The organism is Actinopolyspora mzabensis, assembly GCF_900101095.1.
Taxonomy (GTDB): domain Bacteria; phylum Actinomycetota; class Actinomycetes; order Mycobacteriales; family Pseudonocardiaceae; genus Actinopolyspora; species Actinopolyspora mzabensis.
Window position 1 is genome coordinate 65,561 of record NZ_FNFM01000008.1, and the last position, 22,270, is coordinate 87,830.

The following is a 22,270-nucleotide window of genomic DNA, read 5'->3' on the forward strand; positions in this document are numbered from 1 at the left end:
CCTCACCCACCCAACCGGCGCAGCGAGTCGAGCACCGCTTCCTGCGTGGGCTCCTCGATCCGGCCCGCGATGTTGCCGTCGGCCAGCAGCACCACGCTGTCCGCGTGGGACGCGGCGACCGGGTCGTGGGTGACCATCACCACGGTCTGGCCGAACTGGCGTACCGAGCCGCGCAGGAACTCCAGCAGGTTCGCGCCGGACTTCGAGTCCAGCGCACCGGTGGGTTCGTCGGCGAAGACGACCTCGGGGCGTGTTACCAGTGCGCGGGCCACCGCGACCCGCTGCTGCTGCCCGCCGGAGAGTTCGCTGGGCCGGTGGCGCAACCGCTGGTCGATGCCCAACGACTCGGTGAGTTCGTTCAGCCACTGCCGGTCGGGTTTGCGACCGGACAGCTCCAGCGGCAGCAGGATGTTCTGCTCCGCCGTCAGGGTGGGCAGCAGGTTGAACGACTGGAACAGGAAGCCGATCCTGTCACGTCGCGTGAGGGTGAGCTGCTTGTCCGAGAGACCGGTCAGGTCGGTCTCTCCCAGCATCACCCGACCCGAGGTAGGGGTGTCCAACCCGGCCAGGCAGTGCATCAGGGTGGACTTGCCGGAGCCGGAGGGCCCCATGATCGCGCTGAACCGTCCGCCCGCGAAGCCGATGTCGACGTTGTCCAGCGCGCGGACTCCTGCCTCACCACTACCGTAGACCTTGACCAGTGCCGATCCGCTGGTGGCGGGAGCGGGCTCCGATTCGGCGAGTTGGCCGGCGAAGCCGTGCTGTCCGTTGCCTCCGCCCTGTTCCGAAGGGGCGGCCGCGGGTTGCTGCGACCCGTTCGGGAAACTCACGTGATTCCCCCATCGTGGTAACTGGATTACGAAACTGACTCTAACGTGACACTCCGAACACGGGGTGCCACGCATAACGTTCGGAAGGTGTGCGAAGAAACGGCCCCGGGCGGTCGATTCCCACGGCCACCTCGGGCGGGGAGCAGCACCGAGAGCGCACGGCGAGGAACTCGGCGGATTCACTCGGAACGCGTTCCCCGGGCCGCTCCGCGGGCCTTGGCGACTCTCCGGTGTGCACTGTCCCCAGTAAACCGGCCGGACTCGTGAACCACTTCCGGGAAGACCCCCAGACACCCCGGAATCTCCCCGGAGGGAACCCCGACGCGGGCGCTCCCCGAAGCGGACATTCCGGGGAGAGGGCGGTTTCACGCGGGAGTGAACCGGCGCAACCGCAGACTGTTGGAGACGACGAACGCCGAGGACAGCGCCATGGCCGCACCCGCGATCAGCGGGTTGAGCAGTCCGCACACGGCCAGCGGCACGGCGGCCAGGTTGTAGCCGAACGCCCAAACCAGGTTCCCCCGGATGGTGCCGAGCGTCCGCCTGGCGAGTTTCACCGAGTCCGGCACCGCCGTCAGTTCCTCGCGCACCAGGATGAGGTCGGCCGCCGAGATGGCCACGTCGGTGCCCGCACCCACGGCGAGCCCCAGTTCCGCCGTCGCCAGGGCGGGCGCGTCGTTGACCCCGTCGCCGACCATCGCCACCCGGCGTCCTTCGGCGCGCAGTCCTTCGACCGCCTCGACCTTCTGGTCCGGGAGCACGTCGGCCACGACCTCGCCGATCCCCACCTCCTCGGCGACGGAACGGGCCGTGGCCTCGTTGTCACCGGTCAACAGCACGGTCCGCATCCCGAGCCGCCGCAGCTCGGCCACGGCGGCCGGGGCGGAGGACTTGACCGCGTCGGCGAGCCCGAGCACCGCCACCACGACCCCGTCCCGCGCGACGAGGACGGTGGTCCTCCCGCTGCGCTGCCACTCCGCGTGGTGTCGCCGCACGTCCTCCGGAACGGTGATCCCGTTGTCGGTGAACAGCTTCACCCTGCCTGCCAGCATGTGGTGCCCGTCCACCTCGCCGTGCGCGCCCAGGCCGGGATCGTTGCCGAATCCCTCGACAGCGGGCAGTTCCGCACCCTCCCCGAGTTCGGCGCGCGCGGCGGAGGTGATCGCGGCGGCGACCGCGTGCTCGGAGGCGTGCTCCAGTCCGCCCACCAGCCGAAGCACCTCGGAGCGCGGCACACCGGCGACGCAGTACACATCCCCGAGGGTCATGCTGCCGGTGGTGACCGTGCCGGTCTTGTCGAACACCACCGTGTCCACCGTCCTGGTGGCTTCCAGTGCCTGATACCCCTTGAGGAAGATGCCGAGCTGCGCGCCACGGCCGGAAGCGGCCATCAGGGCGGTCGGCGTGGCCAGCCCCAGCGCGCACGGACACGCTATGACCAGCACCGAGAGCGCGGCCGTGACGGAACGCTCGGCCGAACCGCCGAGCAGCAGCCAGCCCAGCAACGTCAGCACTGCCAGGCCGAGCACGGCGGGCACGAAGTAGGCCGAGATCCGGTCCGCCAACCGCTGGACGGCGGCCTTGCCGCTCTGCGCCTGCTCGACCAGCCGCATCATCCCCGCGAGCTGGGTGTCCCGGCCGACCCTGGTGGCCTCGGTGAGCAACCAGCCGGTGGTGACCGTGGTTCCTCCGGTGACCTCGTCGCCCTCGACGACCTCTGCGGGCACCGACTCCCCGGTCATCGAGCTGCGGTCCACGGCGGCGCCGCCCCGCACCACGCGCCCGTCGGTGGCGATGGTTCCGCCGGGGCGGGTGACGAACCGGTCCCCCACCCGCAGTCGTTCGACCGGGACTTCCCGATGCGTGCCGTCCTCGTCCTGCACCAGGGCGGTCTTTGCGCCGAGCCGGGCGAGGGCGCGCAACGCGCCGCCCGCCCTGCGCTGCGCCTTGGCCTCGAAGTAGCGCCCGGCAAGCACGAAGGTGGTCACGCCGGCCGCCACTTCCAGGTAAGCGGCTCCGTCGGTGTTGAGCAGCAGCCAGAGCCCGGAGGCATCGGCGGGCGCCCCGCTCGGCGCGAACATCGCGTAGAGCGACCACACGCTCGCCGCGGTGATCCCGATGGAGACCAGCGTGTCCATCGAGGAGGCACCGTGCCGGGCGTTGCGCAGCGCGGCGCGGTGGAACGGCCAGGCCGCCCAGCCCGCCACGGGAAGCGCGAGCGCGATGATCAACCACTGCCAACCGGGAAAGCGCGCCTCGGGCAGCACCGTGAACAGGATCGCCAGGTCGGCCAGCGGCACGAACAGCACGACCGAGACGACCAGCCTGCGCCACAGCTCGCGCAGCCTGGCTCGGGAATCGTCCGGGCTCTCCTCGGCGGGGCGCAGCACCTCGGCCTCGTACCCGGCCTTCGTGACCGTCTCGGTAAGCAGCTCGTCGGCGGCGCCCGCGGGGGCGGTGACGCTGGCACGGGCGGCGGCGTAGTTGACGCTGGCGTGCACCCCGTCGAGTTTGTTGAGCTTGCGCTCCACCCTGGTGGCGCACGCCGCGCAGGTCATACCGCTGACGGCCAGCTCGACACTCCGTTGTTGTTCGGCGGAGCTGCGCTGCTGTTCGGCGGACTCGGTTGAGGTGTCCGCGGACGTCGTCATCCGACCACCTTTCGTGCGGTTCACCGCGACGGGCGAAACTACCTCCAGCTTGAACCATGCCGTCCGTCACGTCTCACGCGCTCTCCCGATGCGCCACGGGAGGCGGAGCCGACTCGCTCGGCCCCTCGTCGAGCGCGTCCGTGGTGGTGTGCTCAGCCACCTCGCGTTCGGCACCGTCGCCGGGGGACCGGCTCCCGGCCGCGGGCACACCGTCCGAGCCGTGCAGCAGCGCCAGCACCGCCACCAGTACCAGCCCGAGCAACACCGGCAGGTGGGAAATCACCCGTTCGGGGCCGACGCGGCCGGTGATCAGATCCACCAGGCACATCGCCCCGAGCACCCCGGTGAAACTCGCCAGCACCGGCAGCTGGGCTGCCGCGTGCCCGGCACGCAGCGCTACCCAGGCCAACGCGACCGCCACCGCCGCGTTCCAAGCGCCGGTCTCGTGATCGAGGTGCGGCATCGTCGACCGGGCCCCGTCACCCACGCGAACTCCGACTCCGGTGAGCTGTAGCAGGGCCACCCCCAACTGCACCGCCGCCACCAGCGCCAGCAACCAGCGCAGGGCGGTTCGCGGTCGCCTCCCCGCCGCACCGCGCAACCGGTCCAGCAACCGGGGCCGCAGGGCGGGCAGCACGGTTTCGGTGACGTCGGGACCGGGCTCGGCGGGCATGATCCGCACCGCCCGGTGCAACTCCTCGAAACCCGCTCGGCGCCGTTCGCACGCGGCACAGCCGGCCAGGTGCTGCCGCACCAGTCGACGCTGCTCCTCGGTGGCCGCCCCGTCGAGCTCGGCGGAGAGGATCTCGACACTCGTCACGCAGTCCACACCGTGCTGGTCGTCGGTGACCTCCCGCTGGTTCCCGGCTCCCGCGCGGGGAGATCGGCGGGACACGCGTATCGTGCTGCACGGTAACGACGGTTCACGCCCGACTAGTCGGCACCGCCGCGGCTTACGTGGTCGAGTGAGCCGCACAACCGTGGCAGCGGGCGCGGGCCCGAAGTTCATTGGATATTGGGCGTGGACGACCAGGAACTCACACGCTGCGCGCTGGCGGCGAAGCAGGGGGACACCCACGCCGCGACCAGGTTCGTGCACGGCACGCAGCGGCAGGTCTGGCAGTTGCTGCGGCATCTGGCGGACGCGCACGTGGCGGAGGATCTCACCCAGGAGTGCTACCTGCGCGCGTTCCGCTCGCTGGCCACCTACCGCGGCCGCTCCTCGGCACGAACCTGGCTGCTGTCGATAGCTCGCAGGGTCGCAGCCGACCACATCCGGCACCGCGACCGCCGCCCGCGCACGGCCGACATCGCCGACTGGCAGCTCGCGGCGGAACTGGCCCAACCGCGAACCCTCTCCATACCGGAGGGATACGCGCTGCGCAGCGCGTTGGATACCCTCGACGAACGGCGCAGGGAGGCCTTCGTGCTGACGCAGCTGGTCGGGCTCAGCTACGAGGAAACCGCCGAAGTGGCGGGCTGCCGCACCGGCACCATCCGTTCCAGAGTGGCCCGGGCCCGCGCCGACCTGATCGACCGACTCCAGGAACATGATACGGGTCACAGCGCGGACTCCGGGGGATCATAGCGCTTTTCCGCTCGTAGCCGGGGCTGCGGTCGGCCGGGGACGGCCGTATCGAGCGGCTTCGCTCGGGTGACACCGGGCTCGTCGCGGTAGCCAAGGGGGCGACGGAGGCAGTAAGTTGCCCGCGGCTGGTTCACACCGGCGGCACGGTGGCGCGATCCGTCCGACCGCGCCGGCGGTGTGCGCCCAGCCGTGCTTGAGCCGGCAACGGCGCCGGTCATCTGGCCAACTTCGTGCATGTTCGCAAGCGGCCCCCGAACGGGCCGAAACCAACACAACAAGGACCGGAGGCGCCGGCATGACGCAGGCCGAAACCAACATCGACCCGACGACGCTGCGGCTGCCCGCTGAACTAGTACCGTCCGACGGACGGTTCGGATGCGGACCGTCGAAGGTCAGGCCGGAGCAGTTGACGCGGCTCGCGAACGAGGGTGCCGACGTGATGGGCACCTCGCACCGACAGAAACCGGTGAAGTCGCTCGTCGGACGCGTGCGGGAAGGTCTCCGCCAGCTCTTCTCCCTGCCGGAGGGCTACGAGGTGGTCCTCGGCGTCGGTGGCACCACCGCCTTCTGGGACGCCGCCACCCTGGGGCTGGTACGGCAGCGTGCGCTGCACCTGACCTACGGTGAGTTCTCCGAGAAGTTCGCGAAGGCGACCAAGTCCGCTCCGTTCCTGGACGACTCGATCGTCGTCAAGGCCGAACCGGGCGACGCCCCCGAGCCGGTGTCCGACCCGACGGCCGATTTGATCGCCTGGGCCCACAACGAGACCTCCACCGGCGTGATGCTGCCCCCGACTCGCCCCGCCGGGTCCGAGAACTCGCTGATCGCGGTGGATGCCACCTCCGGCGCTGGTGGCTTGCCGTTCAACCCGGCCGACGTCGACGTCTACTACTTCGCACCGCAGAAGTGCTTCGCCTCGGACGGCGGGCTGTGGATCGCGGCGATGAGCCCGGCCGCGCTGGAGCGCGTGGGCGAGATCGGCGGCTCGGACCGCTGGATCCCGGAGTTCCTGTCGCTGACCACCGCGCTGGACAACTCGCGCAAGGACCAGACCTACAACACCCCCGCCGTCGCCACGCTGTTCCTGCTGGCCGACCAGATCGAGTGGATGCTCGAGCAGGGCGGGCTGGACTGGTGCGTGCGGCGCACCGGTGAGTCCTCGCGCCGAGTGTGCTCGTGGGCCGAGTCCTCGGATTTCGCCTCCCCCTTCGTCGCCGACCCGGCCAAGCGCTCCCAGGTGGTCAACACGATCGACTTCGCCGACTCGATCGACGCGGACGCCGTGGCCAAGGCGCTGCGCGCGAACGGCATCGTCGACACCGAGCCCTATCGCAAGCTCGGCCGTAACCAGCTGCGCATCGGCACCTTCCCCGCCGTCGAGCCGGACGACGTCACCAAGCTGACGCAGGCGATCGACTGGATCGTGGGCAAGCTCGGCTGATTCGACGCGATTCCCGGGGTGGGCGGTGCACCGCCCACCCCGGGACCGGCTCCGGCGAGGTGACGGCGTCGCCGTCCGCCCCGATGCGCCGCGGCGATGCACCGCGCCGATGCCGAGGACTCACCGGCACGGTCCCGAGCGATACGCCCGAGCCCGCGGCGACGGAGCGCCCGCCGCGGCTCGCCCGGGTAATCGAGACCACACGATTTTTCGCGGAATCAGGGTATTTCCACGGATGCGGCGGGGTACGCCCGTTCGGCAGGATCATCGTTACGACACTCGGCGCGTCCGTCCCACGGAGACCCCCCGTCGAGTTATCGTTATAGCTTGGTGATCTAAAATCAGCGGGAGGCGCGGGGAGGCACTTATGCGAGCGCTGCGAGTGGTCGGGCTCGAAGAGGACGGTGAGACCGTCGTGTGTGAGGATCCCGACAACGGTGAACGCTTCGCGGTGCCCGCCGACGAGCGACTCCGCGCCGCGGCCCGGGGTGACCTCACCCGTCTCGGGCAGGTACAGATCGAGCTGGAAGCCCAGATGCGGCCGCGCGAGATCCAGACACGGGTTCGTGCGGGTGCTTCCGTCGAGGAAGTCGCCGCCGAGGCCGGAATTCCGCAGCAACGCGTGGAGCGCTACGCCTACCCGGTTTTACTGGAACGGGCCCAGGTCGCCGAGAAGGCCCAGCAGGCGCATCCGATCCGCGAGGACGGACCGGACGTGCAGACACTCGGCGAGATCATCTCGCAGACCTTCGGCATGCGGGGGCAGGACTACGGCGAGACCAGCTGGGACGCCTGGCGCGGCGAGGACGGCAAGTGGGTGGTCACGCTGCACTGGCAGGCCGGCCGTACGGAGAACACCGCACACTGGACGTTCCACCCCGGCGCGCAGGGGGGCACGATCGCCGCGCTGGACGAGGACGCGCTCGATCTGCTCGATCCCGCACCGAACCGGCCACTGCGCACGGTACGTCCGGTAACCGAACTCGCCAGGGAAGCACTCGAGCTGGACCACTCCGAGCCGGAAGCGGAGGAGACCCACCCCGACGATCGGGAGCCCACCACTCCGTTGCTGGGAGACGCGGCCGAGCAGAACAACCTCGGCCTCGCCGAGAGTACCGCCGGAACCGCCCACATCCCCGCCATGACGGCGGGGACACTACTCGGCTCCACCTCGCAGTCGAACGAGGCGGAGTTCGGAAGCGTGCTCCAGGGCTCCGAGACCGAGCAGTCCCCGGCAGTGCCGGACAACGGGGCCGAAGACGCGACGGCGGCGGACCCTGAGGACCTCGAGGACGACGCGGACACCAGGGAGGGACGCAAGAATCACCCGATCGTTCCCTCCTGGGAGGACGTGCTGCTCGGCGTGCGGTCGAACCGATGATCGAGAGCGAGACCGTGACCGGCGGACTACGTGCGGCGAGCGCCGGACGGCTGGTCGGTCGGCCGCGGGCGGGCGACTGCGAGTTCGGCGACGCCGGTTTCAGCGGCACCCGAGTCAGTGGCGGGAGGAGTCCTGTTCCGGACTCTGCTGCTCGTCGCCGGAGTTCCCGCCTCTCGATTCGAGGTGTCGTTGCCAGATACGGTCCCGCACTCCCGGCAGCGATCTGCCGATGAATCTGTTGCGGGGGCGTCCACCACCGGAGGAAACACCGTCCCCTGTGGACTTTCCACCGCCGGTGTCCGGGGAGAGCGCCCGCGCCACGAACCCCCCCGCGATGGAGACCGCGCCGATCGTTCCCGCTATCCATGCGACGTAGTCCATCGCCACCAGCAATACCCCGGTGAGCAGGGCCACGAGGATCGACAAGAGGCCGACCAGGAACAACACGCGCGCGGACGGTGACATGCCCTCGATTGTGCCCAACGGCCCAACGCGGAACCATGCTGACCGGGCCGAACCTTAGTTCCTCCGGATGGTGTAGGGCACGGGGAGGCCGACTCACCCCAGCAGACTCAGCGGCAGGATCACCCAGGACGCCGCGACACCGAGCGCGACTCCGAAAGCCACCCAGCGCCAGGTGGGTACGGCGCGCCCGAGCCAGACCGACGGGGCGAATCCGCCCGTCACGGCGAGATTGACCGCGACTCCGAGCAGCGGGTTCACCTCGGCCAAGCCCAGCGAAACCACCACCAGCACCAGGGCGATCAGCACCGCGATGAGGAGACTTACCGTCACGCCGGTGGGCCGGGCGGTGCGATCGACTGCTTCGCCCCGCGGGTCGGACCCCGCGACAATCCGCTGCCCACCGGGTTCGGGCACATTGCTCGGCTCACCGGTCAGCGGATCGAGATGCCGGACGGCACGGCCGCACTCCGCCGCCGCGCGCCCGGCGAGCAGCCGGCCACGACGCGCCGCCGCCCACAACGCCCGCTCGTCGAGGGGGTCCCCGCGGTTGATCCGCTCCATGACCTCGGCCCATTCGTACAGCGCCGCACAGAGCGTGGGGGAAAGCCCCAGGTGCTCCGGCTGCAGACCGAGCAGCCCGTCTCCCTCGACGAACCAGGGGCGCCCTCGGGCGACCCGGAGTTCCATGGTTTCCCCGACCATCGCGACGTCCCCCTACTGAGATTTTCCACCGGGGTGATGTTCTCCGGCAGGCCGGAACCGAGGATCACCCCCGCCGTCGGCACAGCCGCGGAATCTCCCGACGTGCTCCCGCGCGGGAGCGCGGAGCTGATTCGACCGCCTGCTCGACTCCCCGGGCCCCGACTCCTCGGTCCCCTCGCCCCGGCCGCGCGAACGGCCGCCCACGAGGGGGATGGCCGCACGATCCCCCGCTCGGGGGATGCGGCCTCACGAGTCGGAGCGCATGGCGTGGAACACGATCGCGGCCGAGGCGGCGACGTTCAGCGAATCCACCTCGCGGGACATCGGGATGCCGACGGTGAGATCGGAGGACCGCAGGGCCTCCTCACTCAACCCGGGGCCCTCCGACCCCATCAGCACCGCCACCTTGCCCTCGGAGAGCCCCGCTCGTCCCACCGGAACGGCATCGGGACGGGGAGCCAACGCGGCCACCCGGAAACCGTTGGCACCGAGGCGCTCCAGATCGCCGGGCCAGTCCGTGAGTCTGGCGAACGGGACACGCAGTACGTGCCCCATCGAGACCCGGACGCTGCGGCGATAGAGCGGATCGGAGCAGCCTCGTCCCAGCAGCACCCCGTCGAGGCCCAGCCCGGCGGCGTTGCGGAACATGGCTCCGAGGTTCTCGTGGTCGACTACTCCCTCGAGCACGGCCAGCTTGCTGGAACGGCGAATCAGCTCGGCCGGATCGGGTTCGGGAGCACGGTCCGCCACCGCGAGTACGCCACGGTTGAGGTGGAAGCCCACGATCCTGGCCAGCATGTCCGGCTCGACGATGTAGGCGGGGACGTCGAGCTCACGCAGCAGCGGTTCGAGGGTGTTTATCCGTTTGCGTTCCCCGAGCAACCCCCGGACGGGGTAGGGCGAGGCGAGCAGCCGCTCCACCACCAGCCTGCCCTCGCCGATCACCAGTCCGCGCCCGCCGGGGCGATCGGGACGACGATCGGCGGTAGTCAGATCGCGGAAGTCGTCGACCGCGGGGTCCTCCGCATCGGTTACTTCGATCAGCCTGGCCACACTTCGTATCCTCGCATCAGGGGGTGCCACCTTCGACGACGACCGTGGTCGTGGCCGGTGTGCTCGTGGCCGGTGCCGAGCCACCCGCCCCGGTGGGCACGAGGATCGTGACCGGGCTCACTTAGCCATGCGAACGAGACGGGCATAACCACCCGCCTTCACACGTTCGTGCTGAACGGGTGCGAGTTCCCGATCACGGAAGGCCGGCTCATGAGCGACCCGCGACCGAGTGACGCTCCACCGAGCGGCGCCAGGCAGCAGCACAGCCACCGCGACGACGGAACACCCCACACCGAGACGGAGACCGGCGTCGACAACTCCGGACTGCGCCGCAAGGCACGGTTCGCCCTCATCCTCGGGGGACTGACCGCGTTCGGCCCGTTGACCATCGACATGTACTTACCCGCCCTGCCGGAGCTCACCAGGGAGCTGGGAGCCACCTCGGCACAGGGACAACTCACGCTGACCGCCGTGCTGCTCGGGCTCGCCTTCGGGCAACTGGTCGCGGGAACGGTCAGTGACTCGGTCGGAAGGCGCAAGCCGCTGCTGGTCGGGCTGGGGGTGTACTTCGCCACCTCCGTGCTGTGCGCGCTTTCCGGCGACGTGTACGCGCTGACCGCGTTACGGTTCCTGCAGGGCTTCGGTGCGGCCGCGGGAATGGTCATCGCCCGCGCCTCGGTACGCGACCTCTACTCCGGAGTGGAGGCCTCCCGGTTCTTCTCGTCGCTGATGCTGGTCACCGGCCTGGCTCCCATTCTGGCGCCGGTCATCGGCGGGCAGGTACTCAACTTCACCAACTGGCGCGGGGTCTTCGTGGTGCTGGCGTCCTTCTCGGTGGTGCTGTTCCTGGTGACGGTAATGGCACTCCCCGAGACCAAACCGGGACGATGGCGCCAACCGCTGCGTCCCCGTTCCACAGCGCGCACCTTCGGCGGACTGCTGAGCAGCCCCTCCTTCCTGGGCAACGCCCTGGCGGCGGGACTGGCCATGGCCGCGATGTTCGCCTACGTCAGCGGTTCCTCGTACGTGCTGCAGGACATCTACGGGCTCTCCCCACAGGCGTACAGTCTGGCGTTCGGCAGCAACGCCCTGGGACTGGTCGCGGGCGGCCAGATCAACGCGCGGCTCGTCGGCAGGATCGCGACCGAGTCCCAGCTGTTGCTCTGCGCGCTGAGCGCGGCAGCGGTGGCCGGGTTGCTGCTGGTGGTCACCGTGGCCGTGGGGCTGCCACTGCCCTTCCTGCTCGGCGCGCTGTTCGTAATGATCTCCAGCCTCGGATTCGTGATGCCCAACACGACGATGCTCGTACTCGCCGAACGCCAGGAGGTTTCCGGAAGCGCCTCGGCACTGCTCGGGGTCCTGCAGTTCGTGGTGGGTGCGTTGGCGGCCCCGCTGGTGGGGCTCGGCGGAGTCGGTTCGGCAATGCCCATGTCACTGGTGATGTTCGGCGTGGTGCTCGCCTCGCTGACGGTCCACCTGACCCTGGGCAGACGGAGTACGAGCGCGGCGGCGCCCGCCGCGGGTTGACCGGCCGCGGCACTGACCGGCCGCGGCACTGACCGCTCCAGGGGCAGTACTCCGCCTTGCCGGGCACTCGCGATGGACCTCCGGCAGCAGCGAACACACAGCGTCTCCAGCCCTCTCCCTCGTTCGTCAGATCGTGCCACCATTTTGGCCGCTGGCATGGGCGGTCACCGGTGTGCCACTGTGAAATTCGGCGCTGACCAGCACGGAAGCTGCCGATGTGCACACCGTTGGATCGGGGTGACGCGGCATGGGAAAACAGAACGTAATCAGTCGGGCGTTCCGACCGGGCGATCGGCAGCGATACCGGGACAAAATGCAGCGCGGCCTGGACGCGCTGGCCCGGATGCTGGCTGAGGGCAACTTCTCCTTCCCCCACCAACAGATGGGGCTGGAGATGGAACTGAGCTTGGTGGACGGGGGCATGAGCCCCTCGATGTCCAACGCCGAGGTACTGGAGAAGATCGACGACCCCTCGTACACGACCGAACTGGGACAGCACAACCTGGAAATCAACGTCCGCCCGCGAGCGCTGGCCGGCCGGGGAGCCCTCGAACTGGAGGACGAGCTGCGCGCTTCGCTGTTGAACGCCGACAGCAAGGCCCAGGACATCGGGGCCAAACTCGTCATGATCGGAACGCTGCCGACGCTGCGGAGCTCCCACTTCGATCCGCGTTGGCTGTCGCACCCCGCGCGTTACAGCCTGCTCAACCAGCAGATCTGCGCGGCACGCGGCGAGGAGATACTGCTGCACATGTCGGGCACCCCGCTCGGCGATCAGGACCAGGAGCGGCTGCGCTCGCACGCGGATTCGATCCTGCCCTCCTCCGCATGCACCTCGGCGCAACTGCACCTGCAGGTGGCGCCGGAGGACTTCGCCGCGCACTGGAACGCGGCGCAGTGCCTGGCCGGAGTGCAGGTGGCAGTCGGGGCGAACTCACCGTTCCTGCTGGGCAAGGCACTCTGGCAGGAGACGCGTGTCCCGCTGTTCCAGCAGGCCACCGACAGCAGACCCGAGGAGCTGAAGAACCAGGGAGTGCGGCCCCGCGTGTGGTTCGGGGAGCGCTGGATCACCTCCATCTTCGACCTGTTCGAGGAGAACGTGCGCTACTTCCCCTCGCTGATGCCGGAGCCGGAGGAGGAGGACCCGGTGGCCGCGTTGAACTCCGGGCGCGCCCCGACGCTTTCGGAACTGCGACTGCACAACGGCACGATCTGGCGCTGGAACCGCCCGGTGTACGACCTGGTGGACGGGGTTCCGCACCTGCGGGTGGAGAACCGGGTGCTGCCCGCGGGACCGACAGTGGTAGACATGCTGGCCAACGCCGCGTTCTTCTACGGCGCACAACGCGCGCTGGCAGAACAGGACAGGCCGCTGTGGACCCAGATGTCGTTCGCCGCGGCGGAGGAGAACTTCTACAGCGGGGCCCGCCACGGGATGAACGCCCGCCTGTACTGGCCCGGCATGGGTTGGGTACCGGCCGACGAGTTGGTGCTGCGCAAGCTGCTTCCGATGGCCCACGAGGGGCTGGAGGCGTGCGGGGTCTCGGCAGCGGCCAGCCAACGCCACCTCGGCGTGCTGGAACAGCGCTGCAAGGCCCGGCAGACCGGCGCCGACTGGCAGCGCGAGACGGTGCTGCGCCTGCAGCGCAGCCGTGATCGCCAACCAGCCCTGGTGGAGATGCTGCGCCGCTACATCGCACTGGGTGACAGCGGCGAGCCCGTACACACCTGGCCGGTGGAATGAGCCCACACCGGTGGGGCCGGGAGCCGCCCGGGCCCACCGGGTTCCGTCCCGAAGTACCCACCCGAGCCGAGCGCGCCGAAACTATTGCTAGTAGTTTGCAACTGCGACAGACTTGCTACCGACACCCCATTGCGAAAGGGAGACGGTCAATGGCGCAGTACGTGCTGCCCGAGTTGGACTACGACTACTCGGCGCTCGAACCCGCGATCGCCGGTGAGATCAACGAGTTGCACCACAGCAAGCACCACGCGGCTTACGTCAAGGGAGCCAACGACACGATCGAGAAGATCGCCGAGGCGCGTGAGAAGGGGGACTACTCGTCGATCGTCGGGCTGGAGACCACGCTGGCGTTCAACCTCGCGGGCCACTCACTGCACCTCGTGTGGTGGAAGATCCTGAGCCCGGACGGCGGCGACAAGCCGACCGGTGAGCTCGCGGCGGCCATTGACCAGGACTTCGGTTCCTTCGACAACTTCCGGGCCCAGATGGAGGCCGTCTCCACCACGATCCAGGGCAACGGATGGGGCGTGCTCGCGTGGGACCCGGTCGGGCAGCGACTGATCACGCAACAGCTGCGCGATCACCACTCCAACCTGTCGATCGCCACCACCCCGCTGCTGGTGTTCGACATCTGGGAGCACGCCTACTACCTGCAGTACAAGAACGTGAAGGCCGACTACGTCAAGCAGCTCTGGAACGTGGTCGACTGGGAAGAGGTCTCCCGCCGGTTCGCCGATGCTCGGGCCGGCTACAACGGGCTGCGGCTGCCGCAGTCCTGATCCCCGGCACGCCCCGGACCGGTCTCGGACGAGGCGGGTGTCCGAAGAACTCGCGGCCCCGCACTCGACTCCCGCGAATCTCCGGCAGTGAATGCTCCGACAAGCCGAACTGCCGGAACTCGGGTTTCCCTCCCCCGGGAGGGAAACCCGAGTTTTTCTCTGCCTGGAGGCGGAGCGCTCCACTGCCACGGCTCCGTGGCGGGAGTTCGCCACCACGTCGAAGCGGCCCGGCGATTTCGTGGGAAATTTACGCACCCGGCGCCGCATCGCCGCCCCTGAGACTGCCGTCGGAAAGTCACCGTGGTCGCGGCAGCGTGGGTGTCTCGAGCGCGTGAGTCGGATGCATCGCCAGGCCGGGCCGCTCGCCGCCTAGGTCGCTACTCAAGAGCCGGCCCGACGCTCCCAAGGCGCCGACTCACGTGCCGGCCACCCGGCCAGGGCACCCCACACTCACCCGCGAACGAGAAGCCCCCGGCCCCACGGACCGGGGGCTTTCGGTCCCCGAACTGACTGCCGCTCCCACCACGAAGCGACATCGTTTAGGTTAGCCTAACCTGCTTTCTCCGGCAACCCCGCGGAGCCGCTCTCCCGGTCCGAGTTCCGTGCCAGCACGATGGCACCCATCAGGCTCGCCAGCACCACGGCGACACCGCCCAGCAACAACGGCGCTCTGCCGTTGAAGATCTCCGCCAACCAGCCGGAGAGCAGCCCTCCGACCGGTCTGCCCCCGAGGAACAGCATCATGTAGAGCCCCATGACCCTGCCTCGCATCTCCGGGTCCACGGAGAGCTGCACAGTGGAATTGGCCGCCGTGGTGCAGGTCATCACGGCGATCCCGACGGGGATCAGCGCCACCGCGAAGCTGCGGTAGGAGGGCATCAGCGAAGCCGTCGCCTCGAGGGCTCCGAACGCGGCTGCACCACCGAAGACCAGCCGCAACCGAGGCCGCCCACCTGCCCTCCGCGCGGCCAGCGAGGCACCGGTGAGCGTGCCCACCGCCAGTGCTGTGATCAGCAAGCCGTATCCGGCGGCATCCCGGTCGAACACGTTGCGCGCGATCACCGCGAAGGCGTTCTCGAAGTTCATCCCGAACGTGCTCACGCAGCAGACCAGCGCCAGCACCACGATCAGCCGTGGACTCCGCGAGACGTAGCGCAGTCCCGCCAGGAGACTGCCGCTCCCCTCCGTGTTTCCCGAGGTCCGGTGCAGCCTGCTCGGGTCCATCAACAACAGACCGGCCACCACGGCGCCCGTACTCAACCCGTTGAGCAAAAAGACCGGCCCCGTACCGATCAGGGTTATCAGCACACCGGCGATCGCGGGACCGACGATGCGGGCGAGATTGAAGGTCATCGAGTTGAGGGCGACCGCGTTGGGCAGTTCCCGGGCCCCCACCATCTCGACCACGAAGGACTGCCGCACCGGGGCGTCGACGGCCGAGAAGCACCCCAGCCCCAGTGCCAGCGCGTAGACGTGCCAGAGCTCGACCACACCGCCGACGTCGAGCAGCCCCAGCACCACGCCGCACAGCCCCATCCCGCTCTGCACCGCCAGCAGCAGTCGACGCTTGTCGACCCGGTCGGCGATCACTCCGGCGTAGAGCGTGAACAGCAGCGTGGGCAGGAACTGCAACGCGACCGCCACCCCCAGCGCGGCCGGCGACCCGTCGGAGAGCTCGAGCACGAGCCAGTCCTGCGCGGCGCGCTGCATCCAGGTACCGGTCAGCGAGACTACCTGCCCGGAGGCGTAGTAGCGGTAGTTGCGTTCCCGCAGCGAACGAAACATCCCGCCGCGCGCCCGCCCGGCAGTGGATTCATCCGATACGGATGAGCGACTGCTCCGCTCCGGCCTGTCGGACTCCTGCTGGGCGGATTTGGACATCTGCTGCGGTCAACCGTTCGGTTTGTCGGGGGTGTCGCTGCTCGTGTCGGCGCCGGACGCGCCGAGTGCTCGGCTCCACCGGTAACCAAGGCGGGAGGGCATCACCGGGCCATCCGCTCGAGGATGCGCGCCGCGCTGGAGAGCGTGTCGCGCTCCTGGTCCGTGAGTTCCGCCAGCCGCAGATCGAGCCACTGCTCCCGCACGGAGACCTCCTGCTCCATGCGCTGGTTGCCCGCCTCGGTCAGCTCCACGATGGCCTGCCGACCGTCGGTGGGGTGCTGCCGTCGGTACACGAGACCGAGATCCTCCAGCGCGGCGATGACCCTGGTCATGGAGGGAGGCTGCACCCCCTCGTGGGCGGCCAGTTCTCTGGGCGCCAAGGGGCCGTTCCGCCACAGGCAGGCCAGCGCCGACATCTGGGAGAGCGTCACACTGGACTCGGTCTGCGCACGCAACCGGCGGTTCAGGCGAACAATGGCGATGCGCAGTCTGCTCGCCAGAGTGCGCTCGCGTTCAGCCGTTTCAGACACCTCGTTAGTCTAGCAAAATAACGGACAATTCCGCCGCGACGCGGCAGTCCCACGAGGCTCCGGGTAAGCTGGTGACCCCCGCACCGCACCTCGTCGGCAGCGTCTGCGCCCCTCGACTCGCGGACGACGGAGCACGCGCCCGAACTCCCGGCGAAGGCGTCTCGCCCCCGAACGAATCCCGACCGAAGGAAGAGGACGACCGTGGCAGCGGACGACAACGACGCTCCCACCGGACCGCCCCGGATGCGCCCGGTCCCCTCCCTCCCGGCGAAACTCGCGGGCCCGACTCCGGTCGTGATCACCGGCACGGTGTGCTGGCTGGTGGCCGCCGTGGTGTTCGGCATGCTCGGCTGGACGGGCTCGGGTGTCGACGTACGGTTCTGGACCTGTGTTACCGGTGGTGCGCTGGGGATAATCGGCTACGGTGTCTTTCGCTGGCAGCGCTCGGCCTCGCGTCGCGGTTCCCGCGGTTCCTGGCAGGGACTCGCCGGACTCGACGGCTGACATCTTTCGGAACCCATAGCAGCACCTGCCGTACGTGGCCGGTTAGCCGTCACGTGAGTCGGCGCCTCGGGAGCGTTGGGCCGGCTCTTGAGTAGCGACCTACGCGGCGAGCGGCCCGGCCTCGCGATGCATCCGACTCACGCACCGGGGACACGCACGCTGCCTACCCGCATGGTCGCTTCCCGACGACGGTCTCCGGCGCGGCGATTTCGCGCGAAATCGACACCGCCCCGAGGGGGCGCACCCCGCGCCGGACGGGCAACTCAGCGGAGCAGCGTGGTGGCGTCCGGGTCGGCCAGCAGCGCCGCCAGGGTGAACCGGTCCTGCCAACGATCGACCGCCCAGGCCAGCGCCCGGGCCAACCCGTCCGAGCTTCGCTCGCTGTAGATCGCACCGGCGTTGTCGACCCACCAGTGCACCCGGTGCTCCCCTTCCGAAGTACGCACCCGCAGTCCGTCCCGCAGTTCGACCTCGCCGGGGGGCACGGGTATCCCGAGCAGTTCGCAGGCGCCCGGAACCCTGGCCACGTCCTGCCAGGACTGCGTGACGCCCTCCCCCAGAATCTCGACCACGCCCTGTTCGGAGGCCAGCGGCAGATCGAGCAGCTCGGCGAGCGCCTCGGCGTCGAACTCGTGCGAGTTTCCGCCCGCCACCACCAGAGCCGGTTCGAAGACCCCCAGCAACCACGGCTCGTCCAACACCACCGCGCGATCGGCGGAGACCACCGCCGAGCTGACCGACCGTACCGCTCGCGGCGGGTCGACATCGCCCGGATCGAGCCGCTCGCAGTCCACCGCCTCGGCCAACGCGCGGTGGGCACCCAGCGCCAGTCCCGCGCGCACCCGGCGCTCCGGGTCGGCGAGGCGCGCCACCAGGTCGGCGGCATCCGCGGTGTCGTGCACCGTCAGTTCGGCGCGTACCCCCACGAGCCGCAGGGTCCGTTCGTCGACACCGACATCGGGCACCGGATCGTAGAGCCCCGCGAGCTGTTCGGCGTCCGCGAGCCGCCATTGCCTGGGGGAACGCCCACCCAGCACGGCGAACCGGGCTATCCACCAGGGGGTGTAGCCGTCGGGCTCGCGCAGGGCACGGGCGGTTTCGGGGTCGGCGGTGAGCAGGCGCAGTGCCGCGGGCCAGGCGTTCTCGGCGACCAGATCCAGATCCCGCACCCCGACGAACCGGTGGGGCGGCCACTCGTCCCCGCGCAGGCGCTCCAGCTCACGCCACCAGACCTCGGCGTCGGCCACCCCCTCGTGGGGTGAGGTGGGTTCTTCCTCGATCAGCACGGCGAACGAGTCCAGCACCCCCACGGAACGGAGCCGCTCGGCGGAGCACCGCTCGACCACGTGACCCGCGACGGTCTGCAACGGCGCGTCGGGGCCGACGGCGTGCGGATCGAGCACTTCCAGCAGCGCCGCTTCCGGCAGCAACAGCTCGTCGGCACGGCGCACCTCACCGTCGGAGTCCGGCAGCGCCAACGCGCCCAGCCAGTCGCGGTGGCCCGTCTCGCCCACCAGCCGAAGCACCGGCTCGGCCAGCCGCATGGGATCGGCTCCGGCTCGGGCATCGGCCACGCTGTTGTGCACCGCCTCGACCAGGGCAGGCGCGTCCAGCAGTTCGGAAGCGCCCGCGTGGTGCGCGCCGAGGCGTTCCAGCAGCGGGTGCACCGCCTCGGCCGCCGCGATCCGCAGCCCGGTGACGTCCAGTTCGGCCAGTGCGGCCACGGCTTCCTCCGCGCCGTCGCCGGGCAGCAGCAGGTCCCGCACTCCGGTCACGGTTCGTCCGTCGGCCAGCGGAACCGGCAGCGCGGTGAGCTCTTCGCGTGCCGTGCGGTCGGTGCGCTCGATCGGCAGCAGCGCCTCGTACAACCGCCACCACCATGCCGCGGGCCTGTCGAGTCCGGTCACGGCTTCGACGATCTCGGCCGCTCCCATGCGGTGCACGCCCAGCGAACGCAGCGCGGTGGCGTGCGGGGACTCCGAGAGGTTCGCCCCGAGCAGGCCGGGCACCACTTCGGCGAGCAGCTCGACCAGTTCGGGGGCGAACGGGTCCAACACGGTCGCGCGGTGGGGCGCGATCACCGAACCGTCGGCGGCGGGCAACCAATCGGCCTCGCTCAACCGCTCGACGACGTCGCGGCGCAACCGTTCGTCGGTGTCCGACAGCGGAAAGCCGGGTTGCGGCACCAGGGCGGACCGTTCGAGCGGTTCCAACCGCGACAGCAGCGGCGGGTAGGCAGCGGCGGCGCGTTCCAGCACCACCCTCGTGGCGGGGGACTCCGATACCCGCCTGCGGTCCGGTTCCACGGGTACGCCCGCCAACAACCGGGCGGGCAGCGAGAGCCGTTCCTCGGTGGGGGTGGGGGCGTGCAGCACGTCGTTGCGCGACGGCAGCACGGTACCGTCCGCGGCCAGCTCCACCGCCCAGCAGATCCACCAACGCGAGTGCTCGCGCTGCTCCACCCCTATGCCGGTGAGCGTGGACTCCGGCCACTCACCGGTGGCGCGTTCGAGCAGCCAGTGCCGGGTGCTTTCGGGGGTGCGCACCACCACCCTGTCCTCGGTGGAATCCGTGCGGGACCAGTGCCGGTCACCGATGTCGACGTGGTGCAACGCGGGCAGCGCCAGCAGCAGGTCCACCACCTGCTCCGCCATGTCGTCCAGCAGCTTCTCGCCGTCGATGTCGGAGCGCAGGGGAAGCACGACTTCGGTGTCGAACCCTTCGGGGGGCCGCTCGCCGGTCGGCCAACCGAGCCGCAGCACCGGCACCTGACCGCCGCGGGAGACCAGTTCCGTCACGGCGGCGGGCGGCTCCGAACTCGACTCGGCCAGCGCCGCCACCTCGTCCCGGGTCCGGGCGGCCGAGAACTCCACCCCGCCAAGGGCCGTGGTCAGCCGGGGGGCGTCGGTGACGGCCAGGACCGCCGCGAAGCCCACCCCGAACCTGCCGACGGACGGCTCGGCGCGTTTGGGCGAGGCGCGCAACGCCGTCAGCCCCGAGACGCCCGACCCGTCGAGCGGCTGCCCGGTGTTGGCCACTCTGAGCTCGCCGTCGGCGAGCCGGACCGACAACCGTCCGGCAGTTCCGGCGGCGCGGGCCGCGTCCGAGGCGTTCTGGGCGAGCTCGACCAGCAGCCGGTCCCGATAGCCGCCCAGCCGGAGGTCCTCCTCGGCGTTGGCGTCCTCCCGGAACCGGGTGGGCGAGCCGCGCCAGGCATCCAGTACGGCGGCACGCAACGCCGCCGTGCCGAACGGATCGGACGAGTCGTCCGTGGCCACGTTGTCCGCTGAATCGCTCAACTTCGTCCTCTTGAACAGGCCGCTTTGCCGGGCTTTTCCCGCGGTTTCACTGTATCCTGCGAGGACACCCGCTCACCGGACGGCGATCAGCGGCTCGGGGCGAGGCCACCGCGACGAGCGGCCCCGCCGACCACGTTCGAAGAGCATCACGATCGAGTCGGCTTCACGTTCGAGCCCGGCGCGAGCGGATGACCGGTCCGTACCGCGGTTCGGGACGACCGCGGGAGCTTCCACGCGACCTCACCGAAGCGCTCACCGGACGGAATCGCCGCGGCCGACTCCACCTGGACGGATCCGAACGTCCCGCGGCGAGGTGGGGACTCCACCCGGGCTCACTCGCGGGGCAACCAGCGAGGAGTGGGACGCGCGGCTCGGCACCCGGTGCCGGAGAACATCCGGCCGGAGAACATCAGTCAGGGGGACGAGCATGCAATCACTGGTATCGATGTCGTTCGCGGATCCCACCGAGGTCCGCGAGTTCCCGCACGGCAGGCTGGAACTGTTCGACCTGCACGGTTCCGCCGTCGGAAGGTTCGTACTCGAACCCGGCTGGCATTGGTCGCGGGACGTGGCACCACTGGCGGGGACCGAGACCTGTCAGCAACGACATGTGGCCTACCTGCTCACCGGAAACCTGCACGTGGCCATGAACGACGGCCCCTACGGAGTGGTCAAGGCGGGCGAGGTGGTCCACATCGAACCGGGCCACGACGCCTGGACCGTGGGGGAGGAGATCGTCACGATCCTGGACTTCGCCGATGTCGCCACCTACGCGGTGGATTCGGCGGCGCTGCGAGCGGCGCACTGACGAGCCGAGGCCCTCGGAAATCGCCGAGGGCCTCCACCGGCGGAACGAGCGCGCCGCCCCGGACATCGGGACGGCGCGCTGCGCTGGTGCGCTCTTCCGCCGTTCGGCGGCGAAGCCCGCGAGGGACACTCACCGGGGTCCGAGCGGCCCACTGCGGGGTTCACCGCGGCGGTCCACCGAGGGGTTCACCGCGGAAAGGGCCCCGCCGGGCCGGTTCGCGCTCGCGGGCCGGTCCTCACTTCGCGTCCCGGGACTCGAAGTCGAGGGACGTGTCGTCGTAGACCACCTCTGCCACCGGAATGGTGGAGGAGGTGTCCACTTCGCCCTCGGAATGAGCTCCGCAGCCGAACTCCACGTGTACGACACGCCCGTCGGCGGGCGAGACCGAGTTGGCACACACCCCGAAAGCCGCTCGCATGGATCCGGCCAGTGGCAGGAAGAAGCCGCAACTGCCGCAGGGGCCGGGTGCCAGCCGGGCGGTCTCGGTGTCGGGGCCGAACTCACCGGACTCCCAGCGCTCGGCCGCGTCGAGTCGCCCCTCTCTGCTGAGCACCCGTTGCCTGCCGCCACCCACCTCGTAGGCGAGTTCCGTCACCGGATCGTCGTCGCCGGGCAGGGTGCCCTCCACGAGCCTGGGATCGTCCTGCCCGCTGGGCAGCAGATCCCCCGCCCCCAGGTCTCCGGGGCGGATCCGTTCGCTCCACGGCAGCCACTCCGGAGCCACCAGTGCCTCCGGCCCGGGCAGTAACACCACCTCGCTGACCGTCACCGGGTCGTCGGGGCCGGAGGTGGCCACGGTCACCGCCCACCGCCAGCCGACGTAGCCCTGGTACGTCGTCTCGAAGTAGTGCGTGGCCGCGTGCTCGGACTCGTACTCGACACCGACGTGCTCCCCGACGGCCTCCCCGTTCGTCTCCATGACGAGGACCGGTGAGCCGGTGGGGTCGGTGCCGATTACGGCCTCCTCCTCGGCGGCGGAACGCGCGGTCTCCACCGCCCCGGCGAGTTTCGGATCGGGTCGCCGCTCGCCCCCGGCAGCGGTGCTTGGCGCGGACGCCGTCTCGACGTCGCTGATCGGAGCAGGCAT

General features: G+C 70.0%; 18 protein-coding genes. 8 read left to right on the forward strand and 10 right to left on the reverse strand.

Annotated elements, in window-relative coordinates; translation table 11 throughout:
* Positions 1-2 precede the first annotated feature (2 nt).
* From BLR41_RS14295 to BLR41_RS14305, 3 genes are all read right to left on the reverse strand, one after another.
* Entirely contained in the window at positions 3-701 is a 699-nt protein-coding gene (locus BLR41_RS14295) for an ATP-binding cassette domain-containing protein (RefSeq protein ID WP_092629196.1), read from the reverse strand.
* Between the two features lie 494 nt (positions 702-1,195).
* Entirely contained in the window at positions 1,196-3,481 is a 2,286-nt protein-coding gene (locus BLR41_RS14300; RefSeq protein WP_092628890.1) for a heavy metal translocating P-type ATPase, read from the reverse strand.
* 73 nt (positions 3,482-3,554) lie between these two features.
* Entirely contained in the window at positions 3,555-4,376 is an 822-nt protein-coding gene (locus BLR41_RS14305) for a zf-HC2 domain-containing protein (protein ID WP_176797990.1), read from the reverse strand.
* A 126-nt stretch (positions 4,377-4,502) separates the two neighbouring features.
* Between BLR41_RS14305 and BLR41_RS14310 the strand changes: the two genes are divergently transcribed.
* The 3 genes from BLR41_RS14310 to sepH all read left to right on the forward strand — a co-directional run bounded on the left by BLR41_RS14310 (position 4,503) and on the right by sepH (position 7,891).
* On the forward strand, positions 4,503-5,069 hold the full coding sequence (locus BLR41_RS14310) for a sigma-70 family RNA polymerase sigma factor (RefSeq protein ID WP_092628896.1): 567 nt from the start codon (positions 4,503-4,505) through the stop codon (positions 5,067-5,069).
* A gap of 295 nt (positions 5,070-5,364) precedes the next feature.
* Positions 5,365-6,510: a phosphoserine transaminase gene (gene serC, locus BLR41_RS14315; protein WP_092628897.1), complete on the forward strand. Its 1,146-nt coding sequence runs from the start codon at positions 5,365-5,367 to the stop codon at positions 6,508-6,510.
* Between the two features lie 367 nt (positions 6,511-6,877).
* Positions 6,878-7,891 (forward strand): septation protein SepH, encoded by a 1,014-nt coding sequence (sepH, locus tag BLR41_RS14320; RefSeq protein ID WP_092628898.1) that lies wholly within the window; start codon positions 6,878-6,880, stop codon positions 7,889-7,891.
* Positions 7,892-8,005: 114 nt separating this feature from the next.
* On the opposite strand, the gene BLR41_RS14325 is transcribed toward sepH, so the two are convergent.
* From BLR41_RS14325 to BLR41_RS14335, 3 genes are all read right to left on the reverse strand, one after another.
* The gene (locus tag BLR41_RS14325) at positions 8,006-8,356 is read right to left on the reverse strand and encodes a hypothetical protein (RefSeq protein ID WP_092628899.1); all 351 of its coding nucleotides are present in this window, start codon (positions 8,354-8,356) and stop codon (positions 8,006-8,008) included.
* Between the two features lie 93 nt (positions 8,357-8,449).
* On the reverse strand, positions 8,450-9,058 hold the full coding sequence (locus BLR41_RS14330; RefSeq protein ID WP_092628901.1) for a DUF2537 domain-containing protein: 609 nt from the start codon (positions 9,056-9,058) through the stop codon (positions 8,450-8,452).
* A 246-nt stretch (positions 9,059-9,304) separates the two neighbouring features.
* On the reverse strand, positions 9,305-10,111 hold the full coding sequence (locus tag BLR41_RS14335) for a TrmH family RNA methyltransferase (protein ID WP_092628902.1): 807 nt from the start codon (positions 10,109-10,111) through the stop codon (positions 9,305-9,307).
* A gap of 210 nt (positions 10,112-10,321) precedes the next feature.
* On the opposite strand from BLR41_RS14335, the gene BLR41_RS14340 reads away from it, so the two are divergent.
* The 3 genes from BLR41_RS14340 (at position 10,322) to BLR41_RS14350 (ending at position 14,161) form a co-directional block, all read left to right on the forward strand.
* Positions 10,322-11,638 carry a multidrug effflux MFS transporter gene (locus BLR41_RS14340; RefSeq protein ID WP_092629198.1) on the forward strand — a complete coding sequence of 439 codons (1,317 nt, stop codon included), beginning with the start codon at positions 10,322-10,324 and terminating at the stop codon, positions 11,636-11,638.
* Between the two features lie 247 nt (positions 11,639-11,885).
* The gene (locus tag BLR41_RS14345; RefSeq protein WP_092628903.1) at positions 11,886-13,382 is read left to right on the forward strand and encodes a glutamate-cysteine ligase family protein; all 1,497 of its coding nucleotides are present in this window, start codon (positions 11,886-11,888) and stop codon (positions 13,380-13,382) included.
* 149 nt (positions 13,383-13,531) lie between these two features.
* The gene (locus BLR41_RS14350; protein WP_092628904.1) at positions 13,532-14,161 is read left to right on the forward strand and encodes a superoxide dismutase; all 630 of its coding nucleotides are present in this window, start codon (positions 13,532-13,534) and stop codon (positions 14,159-14,161) included.
* A 549-nt stretch (positions 14,162-14,710) separates the two neighbouring features.
* On the opposite strand, the gene BLR41_RS14355 is transcribed toward BLR41_RS14350, so the two are convergent.
* Entirely contained in the window at positions 14,711-16,042 is a 1,332-nt protein-coding gene (locus BLR41_RS14355) for an MFS transporter (protein WP_092628906.1), read from the reverse strand.
* 101 nt (positions 16,043-16,143) lie between these two features.
* Positions 16,144-16,572: a MarR family winged helix-turn-helix transcriptional regulator gene (locus BLR41_RS14360; protein ID WP_092628908.1), complete on the reverse strand. Its 429-nt coding sequence runs from the start codon at positions 16,570-16,572 to the stop codon at positions 16,144-16,146.
* A gap of 201 nt (positions 16,573-16,773) precedes the next feature.
* On the opposite strand from BLR41_RS14360, the gene BLR41_RS14365 reads away from it, so the two are divergent.
* Positions 16,774-17,076: a DUF2530 domain-containing protein gene (locus BLR41_RS14365; RefSeq protein WP_245694228.1), complete on the forward strand. Its 303-nt coding sequence runs from the start codon at positions 16,774-16,776 to the stop codon at positions 17,074-17,076.
* Positions 17,077-17,339: 263 nt separating this feature from the next.
* Here BLR41_RS14365 and BLR41_RS14370 read toward each other — a convergent pair whose 3' ends face one another.
* Positions 17,340-20,375: a sacsin N-terminal ATP-binding-like domain-containing protein gene (locus BLR41_RS14370; RefSeq protein WP_245694230.1), complete on the reverse strand. Its 3,036-nt coding sequence runs from the start codon at positions 20,373-20,375 to the stop codon at positions 17,340-17,342.
* 427 nt (positions 20,376-20,802) lie between these two features.
* Between BLR41_RS14370 and BLR41_RS14375 the strand changes: the two genes are divergently transcribed.
* Positions 20,803-21,183 carry a cupin domain-containing protein gene (locus BLR41_RS14375; protein ID WP_092628909.1) on the forward strand — a complete coding sequence of 127 codons (381 nt, stop codon included), beginning with the start codon at positions 20,803-20,805 and terminating at the stop codon, positions 21,181-21,183.
* A 235-nt stretch (positions 21,184-21,418) separates the two neighbouring features.
* On the opposite strand, the gene BLR41_RS14380 is transcribed toward BLR41_RS14375, so the two are convergent.
* Positions 21,419-22,270, reverse strand: coding sequence for a DUF3027 domain-containing protein (locus BLR41_RS14380; protein WP_092628910.1), 852 nt, complete (start codon positions 22,268-22,270; stop codon positions 21,419-21,421).

Excerpts from the sequence above, each read along its gene's own strand:
- BLR41_RS14300 (WP_092628890.1), bottom strand. The coding sequence starts at position 3,481 with ATGACGACGTCCGCGGACACCTCAACCGAGTCCGCCGAACAGCAGCGC.
- serC (WP_092628897.1), top strand. The coding sequence starts at position 5,365 with ATGACGCAGGCCGAAACCAACATCGACCCGACGACGCTGCGGCTGCCC.
- sepH (WP_092628898.1), top strand. The coding sequence starts at position 6,878 with ATGCGAGCGCTGCGAGTGGTCGGGCTCGAAGAGGACGGTGAGACCGTC.
- BLR41_RS14325 (WP_092628899.1), bottom strand. The coding sequence starts at position 8,356 with ATGTCACCGTCCGCGCGCGTGTTGTTCCTGGTCGGCCTCTTGTCGATC.
- BLR41_RS14330 (WP_092628901.1), bottom strand. The coding sequence starts at position 9,058 with ATGGTCGGGGAAACCATGGAACTCCGGGTCGCCCGAGGGCGCCCCTGG.
- BLR41_RS14340 (WP_092629198.1), top strand. The coding sequence starts at position 10,322 with ATGAGCGACCCGCGACCGAGTGACGCTCCACCGAGCGGCGCCAGGCAG.
- BLR41_RS14345 (WP_092628903.1), top strand. The coding sequence starts at position 11,886 with ATGGGAAAACAGAACGTAATCAGTCGGGCGTTCCGACCGGGCGATCGG.
- BLR41_RS14350 (WP_092628904.1), top strand. The coding sequence starts at position 13,532 with ATGGCGCAGTACGTGCTGCCCGAGTTGGACTACGACTACTCGGCGCTC.
- BLR41_RS14355 (WP_092628906.1), bottom strand. The coding sequence starts at position 16,042 with ATGTCCAAATCCGCCCAGCAGGAGTCCGACAGGCCGGAGCGGAGCAGT.
- BLR41_RS14375 (WP_092628909.1), top strand. The coding sequence starts at position 20,803 with ATGCAATCACTGGTATCGATGTCGTTCGCGGATCCCACCGAGGTCCGC.
- BLR41_RS14380 (WP_092628910.1), bottom strand. The coding sequence starts at position 22,270 with ATGCCTGCTCCGATCAGCGACGTCGAGACGGCGTCCGCGCCAAGCACC.